Here is an 18,409-nt window from a genome sequence, read left to right as displayed (position 1 = left end):
CAAATCCTTAGGGCAATGGGCCGAACACCACTGCCGCGGGGCAGCGCACGCCAGTATGCGACACGCCCTGCGTCAGGTCAGCGGCGAATAGCGCCGTGGGCGGTAGCCAATCGGGTCAGCACGCAGCTGGGCAAGAATCTAATCGAACAGCGGGCAGACCATCACCAGCGCATCCTCGCGGCCACCCACAGCCGGGTAGTAATCGCGACGCCGACCGACTTCGTTAAAGCCGTAGCGCTCATACAGGCGGTAGGCCACCTGATTGCTGGCGCGCACTTCCAGAAAACAGTCATTGGCGCCCTGCTTCTTGGCCTCCTGCATCAGGTGTTCGAGCAGTTTCAAACCCAGGCCGCGGCCCTGGCTTTGCGCCTTGACGGTGATATTCAGCAGGTGCGCTTCATCCATGATGATCTGGATCACGCCGTGGCCGACCTGCTGCTCGCCTTCGAACATCACCCAGCAGTTGTAGGCGGTCAGGCTGTCGGTAAAGATGCCGCGCGTCCAGGGATGGCTGAACGCGGCGTATTCGATTTTCAGCACGGTATCGATATCCGCCGCCGTCATCGGGCGGAAGCTGATGGCATCACTCATTCAGACACACTCATCCAGCGCTGCCGCACCCGGCGCATGGCCTGCCACAGCTCGCGCTTGCGCTCGGGCTCATCCATCAGTAACTCCAGGCCGGGCAGCGCCCAGGCCGCGCCCAGCCCCTCAACCTGCAACTCACGGTTATAGGCTTCGGCAGTGGCCTCACCGGCAAAGCGAATAGCCGGCAAACCCACCAGCCACAGGCAACTGCAGGGTTCCTGCTCTTCCAGGCGTGCGCCGACAAAACTCTGTACATATTCCAGCGCCGCGTGCGGGCCCTGGTCGATCTGCCCGCGCACCAGCAGCGGCCAGCGCACCGGCTCGCCGATCAGTTGCGGGCTGTCTGGCAGGCCGGCGGCGCGCAGCAGGTCCTTGAGCAGCAGATAGGCCGGGTCACGGCCTTGCAGCGGCTCGCCGGTGGGCAGCTCGACCAGCACCGCACAGGCGCCGGCGCGCAGCAATTGCAGGGCAAAACGTGGTGGGGCGACGGAGGCTGGCTGGGGCGCTACCTGCGCTTCGGCATCGGCGACAACCGGCTCAACCTTGGCCATGCGCCCCTGGGGCGCCGGGCGTGGGACCTCGATCTTGGGTCGAGTGATTGGCGCGACAATCGGTGTGTCGGCAAGCGGTGATTTATCGGCCGGGGCCGCCTCAGCCACCGCCCGCGGTATCGCTGCGGCTACTTCAGGCTCAGGCTCAGCGGGCGGTTGCAGCAGCTCCGGGCGTGAGGGCGCGGCAAACGGCAGCTCCACACGCGGCAGCCAACTGGCCACCTGCATGGCGCTCAGGTAAGCACGCCGGCGCAGTTCTGCAATCAAACGTCAGCCGCCTGTGGGTGAGCCTTCTGCCCGGCCTGCATCAGGTTCAACGCATTGATATAGGCCTTGGCCGATGCCACCAGAATGTCGGTGTCGGCACCATTGCCATTGACGATACGCCCGGCCTTCTCCAGGCGCACGGTGACCTCGCCCTGGGAATCGGTGCCCTCGGTGATGGCGTTGACCGAGTACAGCTGCAGGCTAGAAGCTGAGCCGGCAATCGATTCGATGGCCTTGAAGGTGGCGTCCACCGGGCCGGAGCCCTGGGCCTCGGCATGCTGTTCAACACCGTCGACACTGACCACCAGCTTGGCCTGCGGCACTTCGCCGGTCTTGCTCGCCACTTCCAGGGTGACCAGCTTGAAGTGTTCCGGCGCCTCTTCGGCCAGGCTGTCGGAGACCAGGGCCTGCAGGTCTTCGTCGAAGATTTCGTGTTTCTTGTCGGCCAGGTCCTTGAAGCGGGCGAAGGCGGCGTTCAGCTCCGTCTCACCGGCCAGGACGATACCCAGTTCGTCCAGGCGCGAGCGGAACGCGGCGCGCCCGGAGTGCTTGCCCATGACCATCTTGTTGGCGTTCCAGCCGACCGACTGGGCGGACATGATCTCGTAGGTTTCGCGGTGCTTGAGCACGCCGTCCTGGTGAATACCGGATTCGTGGGCGAAGGCGTTGGCGCCGACTATGGCCTTGTTCGGCTGCACCGGGAAACCGGTGATACCGGAGACCATGCGCGAGGTGCTGAGGATATGCGGGGTGTCGATACGGGTGTGCACGCCGAGCAGGTCTTCACGGGTCTTGATCGCCATGACGATCTCTTCCAGCGCGGCGTTGCCGGCGCGCTCACCGAGGCCGTTGATGGTGCACTCGACCTGACGGGCGCCCGCCACCACGGCGGCCAGGGAGTTGGCCACGGCCAGACCCAGGTCGTTGTGGCAATGCACGGAGAACACCGCCTTGTCGGCGTTGGGTACGCGGTTGAGCAGCTGGCGAATGGTCTCGGCGTACTGGTGCGGAATGGCGTAGCCGACCGTGTCGGGGATATTGATGGTGCGCGCGCCGGCATCGATGGCTGCTTCGATAATGCGGCAAAGGAAATCCAGCTCGGAACGACCGGCGTCCTCGCAGGAGAACTCGACATCGCTGCACAGGTTGCGCGCGCGCTTGACCGCGTGCACGGCCTGCTCGACCACCTGATCCGGCTGCATGCGCAGCTTGTACTGCATATGAATCGGGCTGGTGGCGATAAAGGTGTGAATGCGCCCGGAGTTGGCGCCCTTGAGCGCCTCGGCGGCGCGGTCGATATCCGCATCCAGGGCGCGCGACAGGCTGCACACGGTGCTGTCCTTGATGCTGTCGGCAATCGCCTTGACCGCGGCGAAATCGCCGGGGCTGGCGATGGCGAAACCGGCCTCGATCACGTCGACACGCAAACGCTCCAGGGCCTTGGCGATGCGCAGCTTTTCTTCACCGGTCATGGAGGCGCCGGGGCTCTGCTCGCCGTCACGCAGGGTGGTATCGAAAATAATGACGCGATCGTTGCTGCTCATGCTGGTTTCCTCACGGAGTCGCCGTAGCACGCACCCGACGTTGGGGCGCGTGTCGATAAGGGTTGATTGTCGCGTGAAATGCCACGGGCGGGAAGCGTGGCGCACATCACGGCTAAAGCCCCGTCCACGGGCCAGAAAGCACAACGCCCGCCAAAGTGGCGGGCGTTTGCTTAGCACAGCTGATGGGTATCGCTTCGCTCAACCCATCCTACGGCCTGATTCAGCGGGCTAGGCTAGGCGCAGCCAATCAGAGGGCCTGATCCCAGGGGCGGTCGCCATTGGCGTCCTTGATCCGGGTGGGCAGGCCCATCTGATCCAGCAGCTTGAGGAACGGTTCGGCCGGCAACTGTTCAACGTTGGCCATGCGTGCCACATCCCAGCCGCCACGGGCGACCAGCAAGGCAGCCGCGACCGGCGGTACGCCGGCGGTATAGGAAATGCCCTGGCTGTCGGTTTCGACATAGGCGTCCTTGTGGTCGGCAACGTTGTAGATAAACAGCTCGGCCGGTTTGCCGTCCTTGCTGCCTTTGACCAGGTCGCCAATGCAGGTCTTGCCGCTATAGCCCGGCGCCAGCGAGGCTGGATCGGGCAGTACGGCCTTGACCACTTTCAACGGCACCACGTCGAGACCTTCGGCGGTTTTTACCGGCTGCTCGGAGAGCAGGCCGAGGCTGTTGAGCACGGTAAACACATTGATGTAGTGCTCACCGAAGCTCATCCAGAAACGCACATTGGGTACGTCCAGGTGCTTGGACAGGGAATGCACTTCGTCATGCCCGGTCAGGTACAGATTCTGTTCGCCGACCACCGGCAGGTCGTCGGTGCGCTTGACCTCGAACATGCTGTTGCTGGTCCACTGGCTGTTCTGCCAGCTCCAGACTTGACCGGTGAATTCGCGGAAGTTGATTTCCGGGTCGAAATTGGTGGCGAAGTACTTGCCGTGGGAACCGGCGTTGACGTCGAGGATGTCGATCGACTCGATCCTGTCGAAGTACTGCTGTTGCGCCAATGCGGCGTAAGCATTGACCACGCCCGGGTCGAAACCGACGCCGAGGATGGCGGTCACGCCCTGCTCCTGGCATTCGGCCAGGTGCTTCCACTCGTAGTTGCCGTACCAGGGCGGCGTTTCGCAGACCTTGCCCGGTTCTTCGTGGATGGCGGTGTCGAGGTAGGCGGCGCCGGTATCGATGCAGGCGCGCAGCACCGACATATTGAGGAAGGCCGAGCCGACATTGATGACGATCTGCGCTTCGGTTTCGCGGATCAGTGCCTTGGTTGCTTCAATATCCAGCGCATTCAGGGCATAGGCCTGGATTTCAGCCGGCTGCTTCAAGCTGCCTTTGGCCTTTACGCTATCGATGATGGCCTGGCATTTGGAGATGTTGCGCGACGCGATGGCAATTCGACCGAGTTCGTCGTTGTGCTGCGCGCACTTGTGGGCCACCACCTTGGCGACACCTCCTGCACCAATGATCAGAACGTTCTTCTTCAATTGTTTCACCTCCTGGGTGCTGCGGTTTAGAGACAGGTGTTACGGGTTTACAACACGTAGGGTGGATGACGCTGTTTTCATCCACCTGACCAATTACCCGGTGGTGGACGGAAAAAGCGCCGTCCACCCTACGGAGTTACGAGAGGCTTGACAGGTAATCGTCAAAACCAAATTCGCGCACCACCTCGACGCTGCCGTCGAGCTGCTTCACCACGATGGACGGCATTTTCAGGCCGTTGAACCAGTTTTTCTTGACCATGGTGTAACCCGCAGCGTCGATAAACGACAGACGATCACCGATGGCCAGTGGCTTGTCGAATTGGTACTCACCGAAAATGTCACCCGCCAGGCAGGACTTGCCGCACACCATGTAGGTATGTTCGCCGCTGCTGGGTTCCATCTTGGCGTTGAGCCGGTAGATCAACAGATCGAGCATATGCGCCTCGATCGAGCTGTCGACCACGGCCAGATGCTTGCCGTTGTAGAGGGTGTCGAGCACCGTGACTTCCAGCGAGGAACTCAGGGTGATCGCCGCCTCGCCCGGCTCCAGGTACACCTGCACGCCGTAGCGCTCGGAGAAGGCCTTGAGCCGCGCGCAGAACTGATCCAGCGGGTAGTCGTCGCCGGTGAAGTGAATGCCGCCGCCCAGACTGACCCACTCGACCTGCTCCAGCAGGTGGCCGAAGCGCTCCTCGATGGTGCTCAGCATCTGCTCGAACAGCTCGAAGCTGGCGTTCTCGCAGTTGTTGTGGAACATAAAGCCGCTGACCTTATCCATCACCGCGGATATCTTCTCCGGGTCCCACTCACCGAGGCGGCTGAATGGGCGAGCCGGGTCGGCCAGCAGGTAATCGGAACTGCTCACCTGCGGGTTAACGCGCAGGCCGCGCACCTTGCCGGCGGAGGCTTCGGCGAAGCGCTCGAGCTGGCCAATGGAGTTGAAGATGATCTTGTCGCAGTTGGCGAGCATCTCGGGGATTTCATCATCCGCCCAGGCCACGCTGTAGGCGTGGGTTTCGCCGGCGAACTTCTGCCGACCGAGCTTGAGCTCGTACAGCGAGCTGGACGTGGTGCCGTCCATATACTGCTGCATCAGGTCGAACACCGACCAGGTGGCAAAGCACTTGAGCGCCAGCAGCGCCTTGGCGCCGGAGTGCTCGCGTACATAAGCGATCTTCTCCAGGTTAACCAAGAGCTTCTGTTTGTCGATGAGGTAGTACGGCGTCTTGATCATCTGCGTGTCTATGCCCCGAGTGCTATGCAAGGTCGGCCGGCAGGAAATCAGCAGTGCCGACCCCCTCCCCAAAAAAGTGGAGGCGAATTGTGCCGATAACCGGCGCATATCGAAAGAGCAATGGGGATATTTCCTCGAATCAGCGACCACTGGTGACTGTAGTCGCGCAGTCCACCGAACATCGCCGCCGCCGCGCAGAGGCGACTATGCCTGCCAGGATGGACGACAAAAATGGCAGCGCAATGACCACCAGATGACAGGAAGCTAGATCAGACTCGCCACGTAGCCGACGGGACCTCTCAGGGCGCGGCGAACAGGTAGAGATTGCCGCTCAAGCGCACATCGCCATTGACCCGATAGGTCAGCAGGTCGGTCTGCTGGAAGCCCGCGCCACCGGAGGCGGCGCTGTTGGAGCCAGCCAGGGTAACGCGGGCATTGCTAAAGCTCGCATTGGCGAGGCCCAGGCGCATGGCCGAGGCATTGAAGGCCGCACCATCGCCGGCGTAACCGCTGTCGATGGTGACGATATCGACACTCAGCCCCTCGAAGCTGAAGGCCCCCTGGATATTGTCCAGCACGATAAAACCGCTGCTGTTGGCCGGCTGTATCGCCACCCGCGTGCCGCAACCACCCGGGCAACGGGTCTGCGCGGGGTTGGCGGCAAAGTTCAGGCTGGCGCTGATACTCAGCCCTGCCTGCCCGCTTATCCCCTGCAACTCATCCTCGGCCAGCGGTCGCAACTCAGCCAACACGGGCCACGCCATAAACAGCAGGGCCAACCCTAGGGATGTACTGCGCATGCTGACTCTCCTCATCGCGGCAGGTTCACGGTGCGCATTTCAAGATAATCCACACGCATGCCACGCACGACTTGCGAACCCAGATCGACACCGCCGAGATTCAGGTTACCGATGCTGATATTGCTCTTCGGCACCTGCTGGTAGAAGGCCTGGTGGTTGCTCCAGGTCACGCTGGGCAGGGACAGCCGCAGCTCACCGTCGGACAATACTGAAAAACTAAGCGGCTGCAGGCTGGCCTGGCCGAGGTTGATATCGAAATACAGGTTCTTGGCCACGGCGCGATTGGCATCGGTACAGTTGCGGCAGGTCCCTATGACCAGCTTGTCGGCATACATCTGCAGGCTCGCCTCGCCCTGCAGCCCGGCGCTGTCGCCCCACAGATGAAGGTAAGCCCCATTGAGGGTGAAGCCTTCCAGATTGATAGAAAAGAAATCGCTGCGGGTGGTGGTGGCACCTTTGATGATATTGCCGTTGCCATCCACGCTATAGGCGGTGCTGGGCAGGCTGAAGGTGGCCTCGACACCAACATCCAACCCCTTGAAGCGGGTGCCGCCGTTTTGCAGGGTGGTCGCCACCAGGACCACCGAGGTGCGGTTGTCCTTGGTCTTCTGGATACGCCCGACCACGCAGGTCGGCGACTCCGCGGTGGGTACACCGCACAGGCTGGAAAACTCGTCGTAATCGGTGGCTCGCTGGTTAAGGCTGTAGCCGTCACGCTCCGCACTCCAGGCCTCGCCCAGGGCCTTCTGCGCGGCAGCCAGTTCATCCAGCTGGGTCTGATAGCTATCGACCGAGGTGTTATAGGCGCGCGCCGCCGAGTTGATACAGATATCGCCACAGCCGTATTTCTCGCCAAACGCTGGCTTCGAATAGAACAGGTCGGCGGTTGCCGGGGCCGCGGCATAGCGGGTTTCCATGGTGCTGTAGGCACCCTGAACATCGTTGGTTTCCACCGTCACTTCGGCGCGGCGCTGTTCGACCACCAGCATATCCTGGTCGATGCCGCTCTTCAGGGTAAGGAAGCCAACACTCTGATAACGCGCCAATAGCGCATCACGGGTCGTTTCCAGGCCGCCCAATTCAGTGTCGATAGCCCCCTGGGCCAGGGTTGGGTCGGTACAGCCAGCCTCGCCGTACAGACAGCCTTGATAGAAAGACCACATACCGTACTGATGAGTATCGTTGAGCGGGTCGTCCCAGGTTGGCGTGGTCAACTGCAGAGCCTGAGTGCCGCTCGGCAGGGTCGGCGCGGCAGCCCCGCTGACCACTTTCAGGGTAAAGGGGTGGAGCGGCGTCCCCACTTGTGCTGGGCTGTCCACTGCACCGCGCTGGCTGCCCTCACCCTTGATATAGGCCCGTTCGAGGTCGATGGTCAGGGCATTGCCCTGACTGTCCTTAAGCCCGCTTACCTGCGCGCTGGCACTGCCCTGGTCGTAGTAGAAGTTGTCCAGAAAGAAACCGACCCCGGCCCCACTGACCTCGCCCAGTTCGCGGTCATCCAGTGCCTCCATGGCCGTACTCAGCCCCGGCAGAGCCAGCAAGGCTGGCAATACAGCCCACAGATAACGGTTCATGATCAGCAGCCCTTGGCTAGATCGCCGATACAGGTCGGTACGCGCGCGGCGCCATTAAGGGCCTCGTACAAGGACACGATAAAGGGATAGATGGTATTGGCGCCCTCGCCCGTCTTGGCGAAGTTGGCAAAGGCCCCGGCCTGGGTCGCGACAAACTGATTATTCGCCGAGGCCAGGTCCTGCCAGGGTACATTCTGGTTTTGCAGGGAAAAGAACACCCCCTGGGCTCCGCCGACACTGAGGTCGGCCTGGGTGCGGTCGCCAACGAAAATGCTCTTGTAGTTGAGCAGGGAAAAGCAGGCAGGCAGGCCCGACGCGGTGCAGTCGCCATTGTTGCTGGCTATCGCCGGCAGCAGAGGCTCGAGCAGGGCATTGTCGGTATGGAATGACTCGCCATTGGGCACGCCGATATGGGTCGCCCGGTTGATCGGCTGGCCATTGATCATGGTGTCACCGGTGCCGCTCTTGACCAGCTCGACCTGGCTGAATATCTCGGAGTTTCCGGCCAGGCTGAGCGCCAGGCAGTTGAAGTCGAAGGTGCAGGTAAAGCCATTCAGGCCATTCTGCTGCATGTAGTACTCGCGGGCGGTCGCCGCCGAGCCAGTTACCAACCCCTGCATATTGCCGGTCAGCGCGTGAATATCGCCAGACAGGTCGCCCCGGGCGCGACCGAATCCCAGGCGGATGCCGGCCACCTCGCGGATGCCCTGGCCGTTGACCTTGAAGGCAAACTCCAGATAGGGATCGCGCACCTGAAACGGCACCACGGCGGCGCTGCTGGAATTGGCGTTATCCACTCGGCCCAGGGCGAAATTGTTGATGAGAATATCTGACGGTTGATCGGATACGGTATTGGGATCATTGCGCGAATAATTGCCCAGGCGTAGCTCATCGATATTGGTCAGCAGGTCGATCTCGGCCCCCAGGTTGACCCGGGTGTACTCGAAACCGCCGTAAGTCAGGCCGTCGAGGGTCACCAGTGCCTGGCCGGTAATCTCGGCCAGTTCGCTATCCGCCATGGGTTTCAACTCGGCCTGGGCCACACAGACGAACAGACTGCCGCAGAGCAGGGTCAGTAAGGACTTGAGCGGATGGCAGGTCGGGCGCATGACGAGTTCCTTATTCTTATGGTGGCGGCGTCCTGCGGACACCAGCCCTTGATAGCCACTATAAAAAGCCCAGGTACAGAGCGGGCCGACCCATAGTCGAGAAAATCCGAAGAAATCATTCTGCGGCCAGCCCTGGCCTGTTACCCATCGTCACACCGACGGTTACAGGCGACGTAGCAACGCAACAGACGATAACTGACACTCAAGCCTTGGCCGCACCATGCAGTACAATCGGCATTTTTGCAAAATGCTCGCAAAGCGGATGCCCCGATGATTGATCCCAAGCGCGTACTGCGCGCCCTTGCCGAACACTGGACGTTGCTGGAGCCACTGTGCGAGCGCTTCGATGCGGGCACCCTGAGCCTGGTGGAGCTACGCAACCAGCTCGCCGCGCAGTTGCCCGAAGGCACGCCCACCGATGTCACTGCCTTGCTCGACCAGTGGATTCGCCTGGATATCCTGGTGCCGGTGGCCAAGAGCCCCAATCGCTTCGAGCTGAACGCGCAGATTCACGACTTCCTCGCCTACCTGCGCCGCGAACACCGCCTGGGCCTGTGCCTGGAGATCGAAGCCTATTTGCGCCATCTGGAGCGCCTGGCCGGCTATATCAAGGACGCCTTCGAGGTACGCGACGCCGCCGATCTGGCGCGGCAGCTGCGTTTGCTCGATATGCGCGTGCGCGATGTATTGAAGAAGCTGGCCAACGACGAGCAGGCGCTGGTCGCCGTGGCCGATCGGGCCAAGACCAGCGATAGGCAGATTCCGCTGCGTCAGCGCTACGCCGAAGTACTGGCCACCTGGGACGAATACGTCGAGCCGATGATCCAGCTGGTGGCCGCCGACGGTGCCTTCGAGCAAGGCGTCTACCGCGTCGAACACGTGCTGCTGCGCCTGCTAGGCGAACAGCAGCGCCTCGGCCAACTGGTGGACGATGACTTGCTGCTACGCACCCATGCGCGCATTCTGGAAATGCAGACCACCGCCCAGCTGACCCTGCGCCGCGCCCGCGAGCTGCTGTTGCCGCTGCGCGAGGAAGCCCGCAGGCACAACGCCGTGACCCGTGGTGCGGCCCTGGCCCTCGCGGCAATCCGTAAAAAGGGCCTGGACGCCGTACCGCAGGCATCGCTGCCGCTGTTCAGTCGCCCGCAAAGCACCTTCCTCGGCACCGCTTCGCAGGTCGAGGCCTATGTATATGCCCTGGCCCGTTTCGAGCCCAAGCCGGCGCAGTTCCCCAAGGCGCATGCCAGCCGCAAAGGCGAAGCCCCGCGCGCGCCACGCACAGCGCGGGAGATGATCGAACGCTGCGAACAGGCCCTGCCGCTGCCGGACCTGATGGTCTGGCTGCTGGAACAGGAGCCAGAAGGCGCCACCGACGAATTGCTCTACTGGTTCTCGCGCCTGTCCCGCGATGGCCGCTTTCAGCGTGAGCGCCTGGAGCGCCGCGACTACCTCACCCGCGAGCATCAGGTCAGCCTGAGCTCCTTTGCCCTGATCAAGCCGGCCGGGACTACCATATGAATATCGACCTAAAAGAACTGACCCAGCTCGCGCCGATCTTCCGCGAGCTGTTCAAGGGCTACCACATCAGCCGTAGCAACCCGGAGCTCTACAGCCAACTGGCCGGCCAGCAGGATCAGTACCGCGGCCTGTTCAAGGCCCTGGGCTATGAGCTGACCTGCGACAGCCGCGGCTTCTACTATTTCGTCCCCGAGCAGATGGGCGCCCAGGTCAACAAGACCGCCCAGCGCCTGGCGCTGTTCACCTTTATTCTGGTCGAGCACCTCGCCGATCAGGGCCGCGACCCGCTTGCCGTGCTGGATGGCGGCAGCCTGGGCCGCGACGAGCTGCCGGCGCTGCTGGAGAAATACCGCGACCTGTTCCTCCAGGCCGAAGTCACCAGCGTTGAGGAGTTGGAAGAGAAAGTCATGCGCCGCCTGACGCAGCTCGGTTTTGCCAGTGAAGACAACGGCATCTACCGCTTTCTCGCGCCGATGCACCGCTTCCTCGACGTGTGCCTCTCCGTGCAGCAAGACCGTGACCTGGCCGCCACCCTGCACAGCGCCCTGCCGCTGCCAACGCCGGTGCTGCTGGATGAGGAGGCCGAAGACGAGATCATCAGCCTCGCCGAGACAGACACCGACGAATCCGCAGAAGACGCCCTGGCCCGTGCCATGGCCGAAGAACGTGACGCCCAGGAGACCCTCGCATGAGCCAGGAACGCTACGGCATCCGCCGCTTCGCCCTACTGAATACCGCCGGCTACAGCCTCGGCCTGTTCCCGCTGGAAAACCCGCTGTCGGTCTACGGGGCCAACAACCTGGGTAAGTCCGCCTCGATCAACGCCCTGCAGTTCCCGATCCTGGCGCGCATGTCGGACATGAGCTTCGGCAAGTACAGCCTGGAGCAGTCGCGCAAGTTCTACTTCGCCAGCGACACCAGCTATATCCTCGTCGAAGTCGCCCTGCCCCATGGCCCGCACGTAATAGGCGTGGCCGGGCGCGGCCCGGGCGGCGGCTTCGGCCACCAGTTCTTTGCCTACCAGGGCACCCTGGATTTGGAGCACTACCAGAAGAACGGCACCTGCCTGCGCCAGCGCGAACTGTTCAACGCCCTGGAACGCGACGGCATCAAGGCCTACGAGCTAAAACCGGAAGAACTGCGCCGCCTGCTGGTCGGTGGGCACACCTCGATTCCGCTGGACCTCACCCTGATCCCGCTGCGTTCGACCAGCGAGCAGAGCCTGAAGACCTTCCGCGCGCTGTTTATCAACCTGCTGCATATGCGCGAGATTACCGCCGCCAAGCTTAAGCAGCTGTTTCTCGATGCCTTCGAGCACAGCCTGCGCTCGGGCAGCGTCGACTATATCGCCGCCACCGAAGAAGCCTTCCGCGATGTGCGGCGCATGGAGCAGGACTACCAGGCCCTGGTGACCGCCGGCCCCTTGATTGAGGCACTGGCCGCCGGTGTGGCCCAGCGCGAACTGCTGCGCGGCAAGCTGCATCGCCTCTCGCCGCTGCTCGACTCCCTGCTCGGCACCTGGCAGGACTACGCCGGCGCGCGCCGCGAGGAACTGGTGATCCAGGCCGAACACTACCGCGGCGAGCAGGACGGCCTGCAGCAGGAGCAACGCGGCGGCACCCAGGAACTGATGCGCATGGAGCGCGAGATCAGCGAAATCCAGCGCTGGCTCGGCGAGCTGTCGGTACTGAAAAACCGCTTCGCCCTGGTCAACGACGCCAAGGTGCTGGAAGAGCAGCTGCTGGCCGCCAAGGATGCCCACGACGAACTGGCCGGCGCCCTGGCGCAGTCGCGGCAGTTCTCCGCCGAGGATCTGGATGAGCGCCTGCGTGATCTGGATAAACGTCTGAAATCGGTGAAACAGCAGCTCGAACACGCCGACAACAACAGCTATTCACGCCTGCGCGAAGAATTCAGCCAGCAGGATGTTGATAGGTTAATGCGCCTGTTTAACGGCCAGTTGTTCAGCCTGCCGCTGGGAGAAAAAGGCATACAAGTGGCCGACGGCGATGCCTGGGTCAAATCCCTGGAAACCATTCTCGGCGGTTTTAAAGGCGAGCACTTCGAGGTGCCGGGCCTGTCCATCGACCTCAGTCATATCGAGCCTCCCGCCCTGCAGGCCCTGGCTGACCGCGCGGCCCTGCGCGACCAGAAGGACCGCCTCGACCGCGAATACAAGCAACTGAAAACTCAGCAGGCGGTAGCCTCCGACCGCGCCGCGAGCAAGGCCCAGGCCGAGCAGTTCTACCAGGCCGTGCTGGATGCGCAGAAAGCTCTGGAAGACTTCCGCAAGAGCCAGACCCTGGCCGTGGAAGAGCCGCAGAAATTGGAGCAGCTGGCCCAGCTGGAAGCCGCCCAGGATGAACTCAAACGCGCATCGGACGCCTTTACCGAACGCGTGCAGCAGCTCTCCGCCAAGCTGCAACTGGTGGGCCGTCAGCTCGCCGATCTGGAAGCCAAGGAACGCACCCTGGAAGACGCCCTGCGCCGTCGCCAACTGCTGCCGGCCAACCTGCCGTTCGGCACGCCCTTTACCGACCCGGTGGACGACTCGCTGGACAACCTGCTGCCGCTGCTTAACGACTACCAGGACGCCTGGCAGAGTCTGCAGCGTATCGACGGGCAGATCGAGGCGCTGTACGCCCAGGTGCGCTTGAAAGGCGTGGCCAAGTTCGACAGCGAAGACGACGTCGAGCGCCGCCTGCACCTGCTGGTCAACGCCTACGCCCACCGCCAGGACGAAGCCATCACCCTGGCCAAGGCGCGCCGCGCCGCGGTTACCGATATCGCCCGCACCCTGCGCAATATCCGCAGCGACTACGACAACCTGGAACACCAGCTGGCGCTGTTCAACCGCGAGATCAACAAGCGCCAGGTGTCCAACCTGGAGAGCTTCCGCATCGTCCTCGCTCCGAACAAGGACGCGCTCAAGCATATCGACCAGATCATCCACAGCGCCGGCCAGTACGAAGAAGGCGAAACCCTCTCGGTGTTCGACCTGCAGCAGAGCAGCGAGCAGGACAGCAAGAACGAGGAAGCCAAGGACTACCTGTCGCGCCTGGTTGCCGCCAACCACAACCAGCTGGGCTTGAAGGACCTGTTTGAACTGGCCTTCGAGATCACCAAGGTGCATGGCCAGCCGGTGATCCACACCGATATCGATGGTGCCGCCTCCAACGGCACCACCATGACCATCAAGGCGCTGACCAACATGTACCTGTTGCTGCACCTGATGGACCGCGACCAGGCCGGCAAGGTGCGTTTGCCTTACTACCTGGACGAGGCCGCGGATATCGACGAGAAGAATCAGCAGGCGCTGATCGAAACCAGCCTGCAGCTCGGCTTCGTGCCGATCCTGGCGTCTGTGAAACCGCAGGTCTCGGCCCATGTGGCCATCGATCTGGAGGGCGGCAGCGGGCCGAACGGCATCTATATCGATGAAGCGGATTGGAAATATATCCAACGCCGCGACAGCGCCAAGGCCAAAGTCGAGCAGGCAACCGCAACAGCCGAACCGGCCTAAAGCGTAGGGTGGGTTAGCGGCACGCGTATCGTCGATACAACGAAGAGTCCCACCGCCGCGTAACCCACCAAGCGAACGCTAAGCCAACTGCCAGAAATGCTAAGGGCCGCTAATGCGGCCCTTATCGTTATTGCTTCAGCGCTATCTTCGGCGCCCAAGCCAGCCACTCAGGCAGAACCTCGTCATGCAGCGCGAAGGTCTGTCCTGGCTGCGCCGGCCCACCCATCTGCGGGTTATCCGGTGAGGCGAAGGCGATCCCGCCTTCCAGCAAAGCCTCCAGCGACTCGGTGCGCACCTTCACCCCGCTAAATAGGCCGGCGTCTACGCCTATGCCACTGGCATTCCAGAAGCGGCTGCCGCTGCGCACCAAAGGCGCATAACGCGGCTCGATCAAGATATGGATCAGCACCCGATCCGAGGTCGGCCCCAGCTCGAAATCAGTCACCTTACCCACCGGCACTTCACGGTAGCTGACCAGCACACCGGGCTTGATCGAACCACGCCGCGCCGCACTCAGCACCAAGCGCAGCCCCTGCTCACGGGCGTTCTGCGTAGGGGCCGATTCGGCCGCCGTAAAATTCACTTGCGCCGCGCCAGGCTTGCTCGCTGGCCGAACCTCCAGGTACTGCCCGCTAACCAGGGTTTCCAGATTGGCCGCACGGGTCAGACTGACCTCGGGCTTGACCACCCAGAACTGCGTGCCTACGCGGGCGATCTGCTGCGTCGCCTGGGTAATCCGCGCATACAGAATCACCGCCTGCAGATCATCCGTCAGTTCGATGCGCTCCACCTTACCCACATCCAACCCCTTGTAGCGAATCGCCGTACCTGGGCTCAGACCATCGCCACTGGGTAGGCGAATAGTCAGCTCTACGCCTTTCTGCAGGGCCACTTCCTGGCTGCTGTGCAGGCTAAAGCGATCGCCCTGCTTACTGCCTCTGGGTGCGTTAGGGTTTGGTGTTTCAAAGGCAATGCCACCGGACAGTAAGGTTTGCAATGACTCGCTTTTGACCTCAACGCCGGACAGCCCGCCCTTCAGCGTAATACCGCTGGCATTCCAGAAGCGCGAACTGCTGTTTACTAAATGTGCATGCTCAGGCTCGATGTGCACGCCAAACGCCACCTGTTTGTCATCACGCGACAGCTGGAAACTCTGCACCGTGCCGACCTTGACCTGCTTGAACAGTATCGGGCTGCCAACCTCCAGAGAGCCTCGGGTGTCGCTGAACAACACCAGGTGCAAACCCGGCGCGGACAAATCGAGTGGAGGGGCTTTGGCTTTGACGACAAAATCACGCAGCGGAGGGTTACCGGCCTCACCGGGCCGGATGGCGATGTAATTGCCCTTAACCAGCGCCTCCAGCCCGGTTATACCAGCCAGGGAAATCGATGGTTTGACCACCCAGAAGTCGGTGCCTTCAACCAGATAGTCCTCGGTACGTGGGTCCAGCATCAACTCCACCCACGCACCGCTGAGATCCTGATCAACCTTAAAGGCCTTCATATGACCGACCTGGATGCCCTTGTACATCACCGGTGTACGACCCGGCTCCAACCCCTCGAACTCATGCAGCTTGAGCGATACGCGAATGCCGGCCTGGGCGCTGTCGAAGTCTTCATACAGACGAAATGGCAGGTTCGGATCAGTCGGCGGACTGTCAATACGGTGCTCTGGCGTGGCAAAGGCAATCCCGCCCGCAACAATGCTCGCCAATGATTCGGTGCGCACCGTCACACCTGACAACCCCGCATCGATGGAGACGCCGCTGGCGTTCCAGAAACGCGTGTGTTTGCGCACCAGGGAGGCAAACTGCGGCTCGATGAATACCTTTACCTCGATCAGGTTCTGCTTCTCAACCAAGGCATAGCTCTTCACCCGACCCACCTGGATCTGCTTGTAGAACACCGGACTGTCACGGTTGAGCGAACCCAGACGCTCAGCCTTGAGGGTCAGATGCAAACCAGGCTCGGTATCGGCTAATGGTGGCGGCTCGCTCAGCGCCGTGAATTTACGTGTAGGCTCGCCATCACCAGGGCTCGCCGTGATGTAGTTACCCGACACCAGAGTTTCCAGCCCCGTGATGCCGGCCAGCGAAACGCTCGGTTTGACCAGCCAGAAGCGGGTATTGCTACGCAAGTGATGCTCAACCCGCTTATCCATCTCCAGGGTCGCGCGCACGCCACGCTGTTCACCACTGTCATCCAGTTCCAGAGCCGTGACCTTGCCAATCGGCATGCCTTTGAAGATCACCTCAGTCTTGCCCGGCTGAATGCCATCGCCGTTGGCAAACATCACCTGAATCTCGATACCGGCTTCGTTATAAGCACGCCAACCCAGCCACCCACCGATAAGTAGCGCAATCAACGGCAATACCCAGATAGCCGACCAGTTCGAAGCAGGGCGCGCTTTAGCCAACGGCAGGTCATTCATGGTGGTCATCCGAGTCCGTGTTATCCCAAATCAAGCGGGGGTCAAAAGTTAAAGCGGCCAGCATGGTCAACACCACCACACTGGCAAACGCGGTAGCGCCATAGCCGGGAACAATGCTCGCCAAACTGCCAAAATTGACCACGGCCACCAATATCGCGATGACGAAAATATCCAGCATCGACCAGCGCCCGATCCATTCAATAAAGCGGTACATCAACACACGCTGACGCGCCGACATCGGTTGATGGCGCTGCACCGAGTAAAGTAGCAAGGCGATGCCCACCAACTTGAACGTTGGCACCACGATACTGGCGATAAACACCACCGCAGCAATCGGCAGCATGCCGTAGTTCACCAACTCGATAACCCCCGACATGATGGTGTCGGACTGACCCCTACCCAGCGAGTTGACCGTCATGATCGGCAGCAGATTGGCCGGGATATACAGCACCGCAGCCGTCAGCAACAACGCCCAGGTTCGCACCAAACTATTGGGGCGACGCGCATGCAGGTGCCCACCACAGCGCGTGCAGAACTGCTTGTTGCTGCCCTGCTGCGCATTGAGCTGGTGACATTCATGGCAAATCAACAAGCCGGCATCAATCGCCCGCATGCGTATCCTCTCCCGACAAGGCTTCCCAGATCTGATGCGGCGACATCGTCACCTCCAACCAGACCTGCACCAGTAACAGCGCAACAAAGCACAACAGCCCCAGACCAAGGCTCAGGTCGGCCAAATCGAGCAACTTCACAATCGCCACCAAGATGCCCATCAGGTAGACCTCAAGCATGCCCCACTCGCGCATTTGGTGATAAATGCGATAAAGCAGCAGGCCATAACTACGACCAATATCCAGGCGGATAGTCAGCAGCACAGCGAACTGGCACAACAACTTGAGCAACGGCACCGCCATGCTGCAGAGAAATACCACCACGGCCACGCTCTGCATACCGCTGTTATACAGCCCGAGCACGCCCGTCCAGACCGTGTCCTCGGTCGCCTGCCCGAGAAGGTTGAGCTGCATGATCGGTAAGAAGTTGGCCGGCACGTACAACAATAACGCAGCCATCACCAATGCCATGCTGCGCCGCACGACCTGCGCGCGATGGGTGTACAGTTCATAGCCGCAACGTGGGCACTCAACCCGCTCACCTGCGGCAGCTTCGGGTTTGCGCAACAACAGATCGCATTCATGGCAGGCAATCAGTTGCTTAAGCTCATGCTCGGAAAATGGTTCAGAGAGTGCCGGACCGGCCATAGAAGAACCCTGATAAAAGTACGCCTAGGCATCATAGCCACGCGCTGTTTAGTTGCCTATCAAAGGCTCATCCCAGGCCGGCTTGTTTTTCGCGATACAAAGTAAAACCCCCGACCGTTTTCACGATCGGGGGTTTTGGTATAGGTGCTTGACGATGACCTACTCTCACATGGGGAAACCCCACACTACCATCGGCGATGCATCGTTTCACTACTGAGTTCGGGATGGGATCAGGTGGTTCCAATGCTCTATGGTCGTCAAGCGATTCAGCAGAGATGTCGTGCTGCTTGCGCGGCTCGCTACCTCGAATTGGGTATGTGATGTGTTGGCTTGTAGTTGTGCAAATTTTCGGCTGTTGCAGTCTTCATAGAGACACGCAAACATCAAATTGTTTGGGTGTTATATGGTCAAGCCTCACGGGCAATTAGTATTGGTTAGCTCAACGCCTCACAGCGCTTACACACCCAACCTATCAACGTCGTAGTCTTCGACGGCCCTTTAGGGAACTCAAGGTTCCAG

At 61.3% G+C, this 18,409-nt stretch carries 14 protein-coding genes and 2 rRNA genes; 3 read left to right on the top strand and 13 right to left on the bottom strand.

Going from position 1 to position 18,409, the window contains the following annotated elements:
* Positions 1 to 138 precede the first annotated feature (138 nt).
* From rimI to WA145_RS03595, 8 genes are all read right to left on the bottom strand, one after another.
* Positions 139 to 591 carry a ribosomal protein S18-alanine N-acetyltransferase gene (rimI, locus tag WA145_RS03630; protein WP_422580258.1) on the bottom strand — a complete coding sequence of 151 codons (453 nt, stop codon included), beginning with the start codon at positions 589 to 591 and terminating at the stop codon, positions 139 to 141.
* Positions 588 to 1,406 carry an energy transducer TonB gene (locus WA145_RS03625; RefSeq protein WP_422580257.1) on the bottom strand — a complete coding sequence of 273 codons (819 nt, stop codon included), beginning with the start codon at positions 1,404 to 1,406 and terminating at the stop codon, positions 588 to 590. Before WA145_RS03625 ends, rimI begins: the two co-directional genes overlap by 4 nt.
* Entirely contained in the window at positions 1,403 to 2,950 is a 1,548-nt protein-coding gene (locus WA145_RS03620; RefSeq protein WP_422580256.1) for a 2-isopropylmalate synthase, read from the bottom strand. Before WA145_RS03620 ends, WA145_RS03625 begins: the two co-directional genes overlap by 4 nt.
* Positions 2,951 to 3,197: 247 nt before the next feature.
* Positions 3,198 to 4,442: a saccharopine dehydrogenase family protein gene (locus WA145_RS03615; RefSeq protein WP_422580255.1), complete on the bottom strand. Its 1,245-nt coding sequence runs from the start codon at positions 4,440 to 4,442 to the stop codon at positions 3,198 to 3,200.
* A gap of 136 nt (positions 4,443 to 4,578) precedes the next feature.
* Positions 4,579 to 5,676 carry a carboxynorspermidine decarboxylase gene (locus WA145_RS03610; protein ID WP_422580254.1) on the bottom strand — a complete coding sequence of 366 codons (1,098 nt, stop codon included), beginning with the start codon at positions 5,674 to 5,676 and terminating at the stop codon, positions 4,579 to 4,581.
* A gap of 299 nt (positions 5,677 to 5,975) precedes the next feature.
* Positions 5,976 to 6,476, bottom strand: coding sequence for a DUF6160 family protein (locus tag WA145_RS03605; protein ID WP_422580253.1), 501 nt, complete (start codon positions 6,474 to 6,476; stop codon positions 5,976 to 5,978).
* Positions 6,477 to 6,487: 11 nt separating this feature from the next.
* Positions 6,488 to 8,050: a hypothetical protein gene (locus WA145_RS03600; protein ID WP_422580252.1), complete on the bottom strand. Its 1,563-nt coding sequence runs from the start codon at positions 8,048 to 8,050 to the stop codon at positions 6,488 to 6,490.
* Positions 8,051 to 8,052: 2 nt separating this feature from the next.
* Entirely contained in the window at positions 8,053 to 9,159 is a 1,107-nt protein-coding gene (locus WA145_RS03595; RefSeq protein WP_422580251.1) for a DUF6160 family protein, read from the bottom strand.
* A gap of 270 nt (positions 9,160 to 9,429) precedes the next feature.
* On the opposite strand from WA145_RS03595, the gene mksB reads away from it, so the two are divergent.
* The 3 genes from mksB to mksF are packed head-to-tail and all read left to right on the top strand — an operon-like array spanning position 9,430 to position 14,200.
* Complete coding sequence (gene mksB, locus WA145_RS03590; protein WP_422580250.1) at positions 9,430 to 10,677, top strand: Mks condensin complex protein MksB; 1,248 nt, start codon at positions 9,430 to 9,432, stop codon at positions 10,675 to 10,677.
* Positions 10,674 to 11,369 carry an Mks condensin complex protein MksE gene (mksE, locus tag WA145_RS03585; RefSeq protein WP_422580249.1) on the top strand — a complete coding sequence of 232 codons (696 nt, stop codon included), beginning with the start codon at positions 10,674 to 10,676 and terminating at the stop codon, positions 11,367 to 11,369. The genes mksB and mksE overlap by 4 nt, the downstream gene beginning before the upstream one ends.
* Positions 11,366 to 14,200 (top strand): Mks condensin complex protein MksF, encoded by a 2,835-nt coding sequence (gene mksF / locus WA145_RS03580; RefSeq protein ID WP_422580248.1) that lies wholly within the window; start codon positions 11,366 to 11,368, stop codon positions 14,198 to 14,200. Before mksE ends, mksF begins: the two co-directional genes overlap by 4 nt.
* Before the next feature lie 127 nt (positions 14,201 to 14,327).
* Here the strand turns inward: mksF and WA145_RS03575 are convergent, their stop codons facing one another.
* The 5 genes from WA145_RS03575 to WA145_RS03555 form a co-directional block, all read right to left on the bottom strand.
* Complete coding sequence (locus WA145_RS03575) at positions 14,328 to 16,631, bottom strand: MlaD family protein (protein ID WP_422580247.1); 2,304 nt, start codon at positions 16,629 to 16,631, stop codon at positions 14,328 to 14,330.
* Positions 16,624 to 17,244 (bottom strand): paraquat-inducible protein A, encoded by a 621-nt coding sequence (locus tag WA145_RS03570; RefSeq protein ID WP_422580246.1) that lies wholly within the window; start codon positions 17,242 to 17,244, stop codon positions 16,624 to 16,626. Before WA145_RS03570 ends, WA145_RS03575 begins: the two co-directional genes overlap by 8 nt.
* Positions 17,231 to 17,890: a paraquat-inducible protein A gene (locus WA145_RS03565; protein WP_422580245.1), complete on the bottom strand. Its 660-nt coding sequence runs from the start codon at positions 17,888 to 17,890 to the stop codon at positions 17,231 to 17,233. Before WA145_RS03565 ends, WA145_RS03570 begins: the two co-directional genes overlap by 14 nt.
* Before the next feature lie 146 nt (positions 17,891 to 18,036).
* Positions 18,037 to 18,152 (bottom strand): 5S ribosomal RNA (gene rrf, locus WA145_RS03560).
* A gap of 141 nt (positions 18,153 to 18,293) precedes the next feature.
* Positions 18,294 to 18,409: ribosomal RNA gene (locus WA145_RS03555) — 23S ribosomal RNA — on the bottom strand; the annotation flags it as partial.

The organism is Pseudomonas sp., assembly GCF_049301935.1.
Classification (GTDB): Bacteria; Pseudomonadota; Gammaproteobacteria; order Pseudomonadales; family Pseudomonadaceae; genus Aquipseudomonas.
The sequence above is the reverse complement of the archived record's forward strand: the minus strand, read 5'-3'. Positions and strand labels throughout refer to the sequence as shown.

What these genes read in the sequence shown, in the direction of transcription:
- mksF (WP_422580248.1), top strand. Translation starts at nt 11,366, where the DNA reads ATGAGCCAGGAACGCTACGGCATCCGCCGCTTCGCCCTACTGAATACC.
- WA145_RS03620 (WP_422580256.1), bottom strand. Translation starts at nt 2,950, where the DNA reads ATGAGCAGCAACGATCGCGTCATTATTTTCGATACCACCCTGCGTGAC.
- WA145_RS03575 (WP_422580247.1), bottom strand. Translation starts at nt 16,631, where the DNA reads ATGAATGACCTGCCGTTGGCTAAAGCGCGCCCTGCTTCGAACTGGTCG.
- rimI (WP_422580258.1), bottom strand. Translation starts at nt 591, where the DNA reads ATGAGTGATGCCATCAGCTTCCGCCCGATGACGGCGGCGGATATCGAT.
- WA145_RS03595 (WP_422580251.1), bottom strand. Translation starts at nt 9,159, where the DNA reads ATGCGCCCGACCTGCCATCCGCTCAAGTCCTTACTGACCCTGCTCTGC.
- mksB (WP_422580250.1), top strand. Translation starts at nt 9,430, where the DNA reads ATGATTGATCCCAAGCGCGTACTGCGCGCCCTTGCCGAACACTGGACG.
- WA145_RS03605 (WP_422580253.1), bottom strand. Translation starts at nt 6,476, where the DNA reads ATGCGCAGTACATCCCTAGGGTTGGCCCTGCTGTTTATGGCGTGGCCC.
- WA145_RS03600 (WP_422580252.1), bottom strand. Translation starts at nt 8,050, where the DNA reads ATGAACCGTTATCTGTGGGCTGTATTGCCAGCCTTGCTGGCTCTGCCG.
- WA145_RS03570 (WP_422580246.1), bottom strand. Translation starts at nt 17,244, where the DNA reads ATGCGGGCGATTGATGCCGGCTTGTTGATTTGCCATGAATGTCACCAG.
- mksE (WP_422580249.1), top strand. Translation starts at nt 10,674, where the DNA reads ATGAATATCGACCTAAAAGAACTGACCCAGCTCGCGCCGATCTTCCGC.
- WA145_RS03610 (WP_422580254.1), bottom strand. Translation starts at nt 5,676, where the DNA reads ATGATCAAGACGCCGTACTACCTCATCGACAAACAGAAGCTCTTGGTT.
- WA145_RS03565 (WP_422580245.1), bottom strand. Translation starts at nt 17,890, where the DNA reads ATGGCCGGTCCGGCACTCTCTGAACCATTTTCCGAGCATGAGCTTAAG.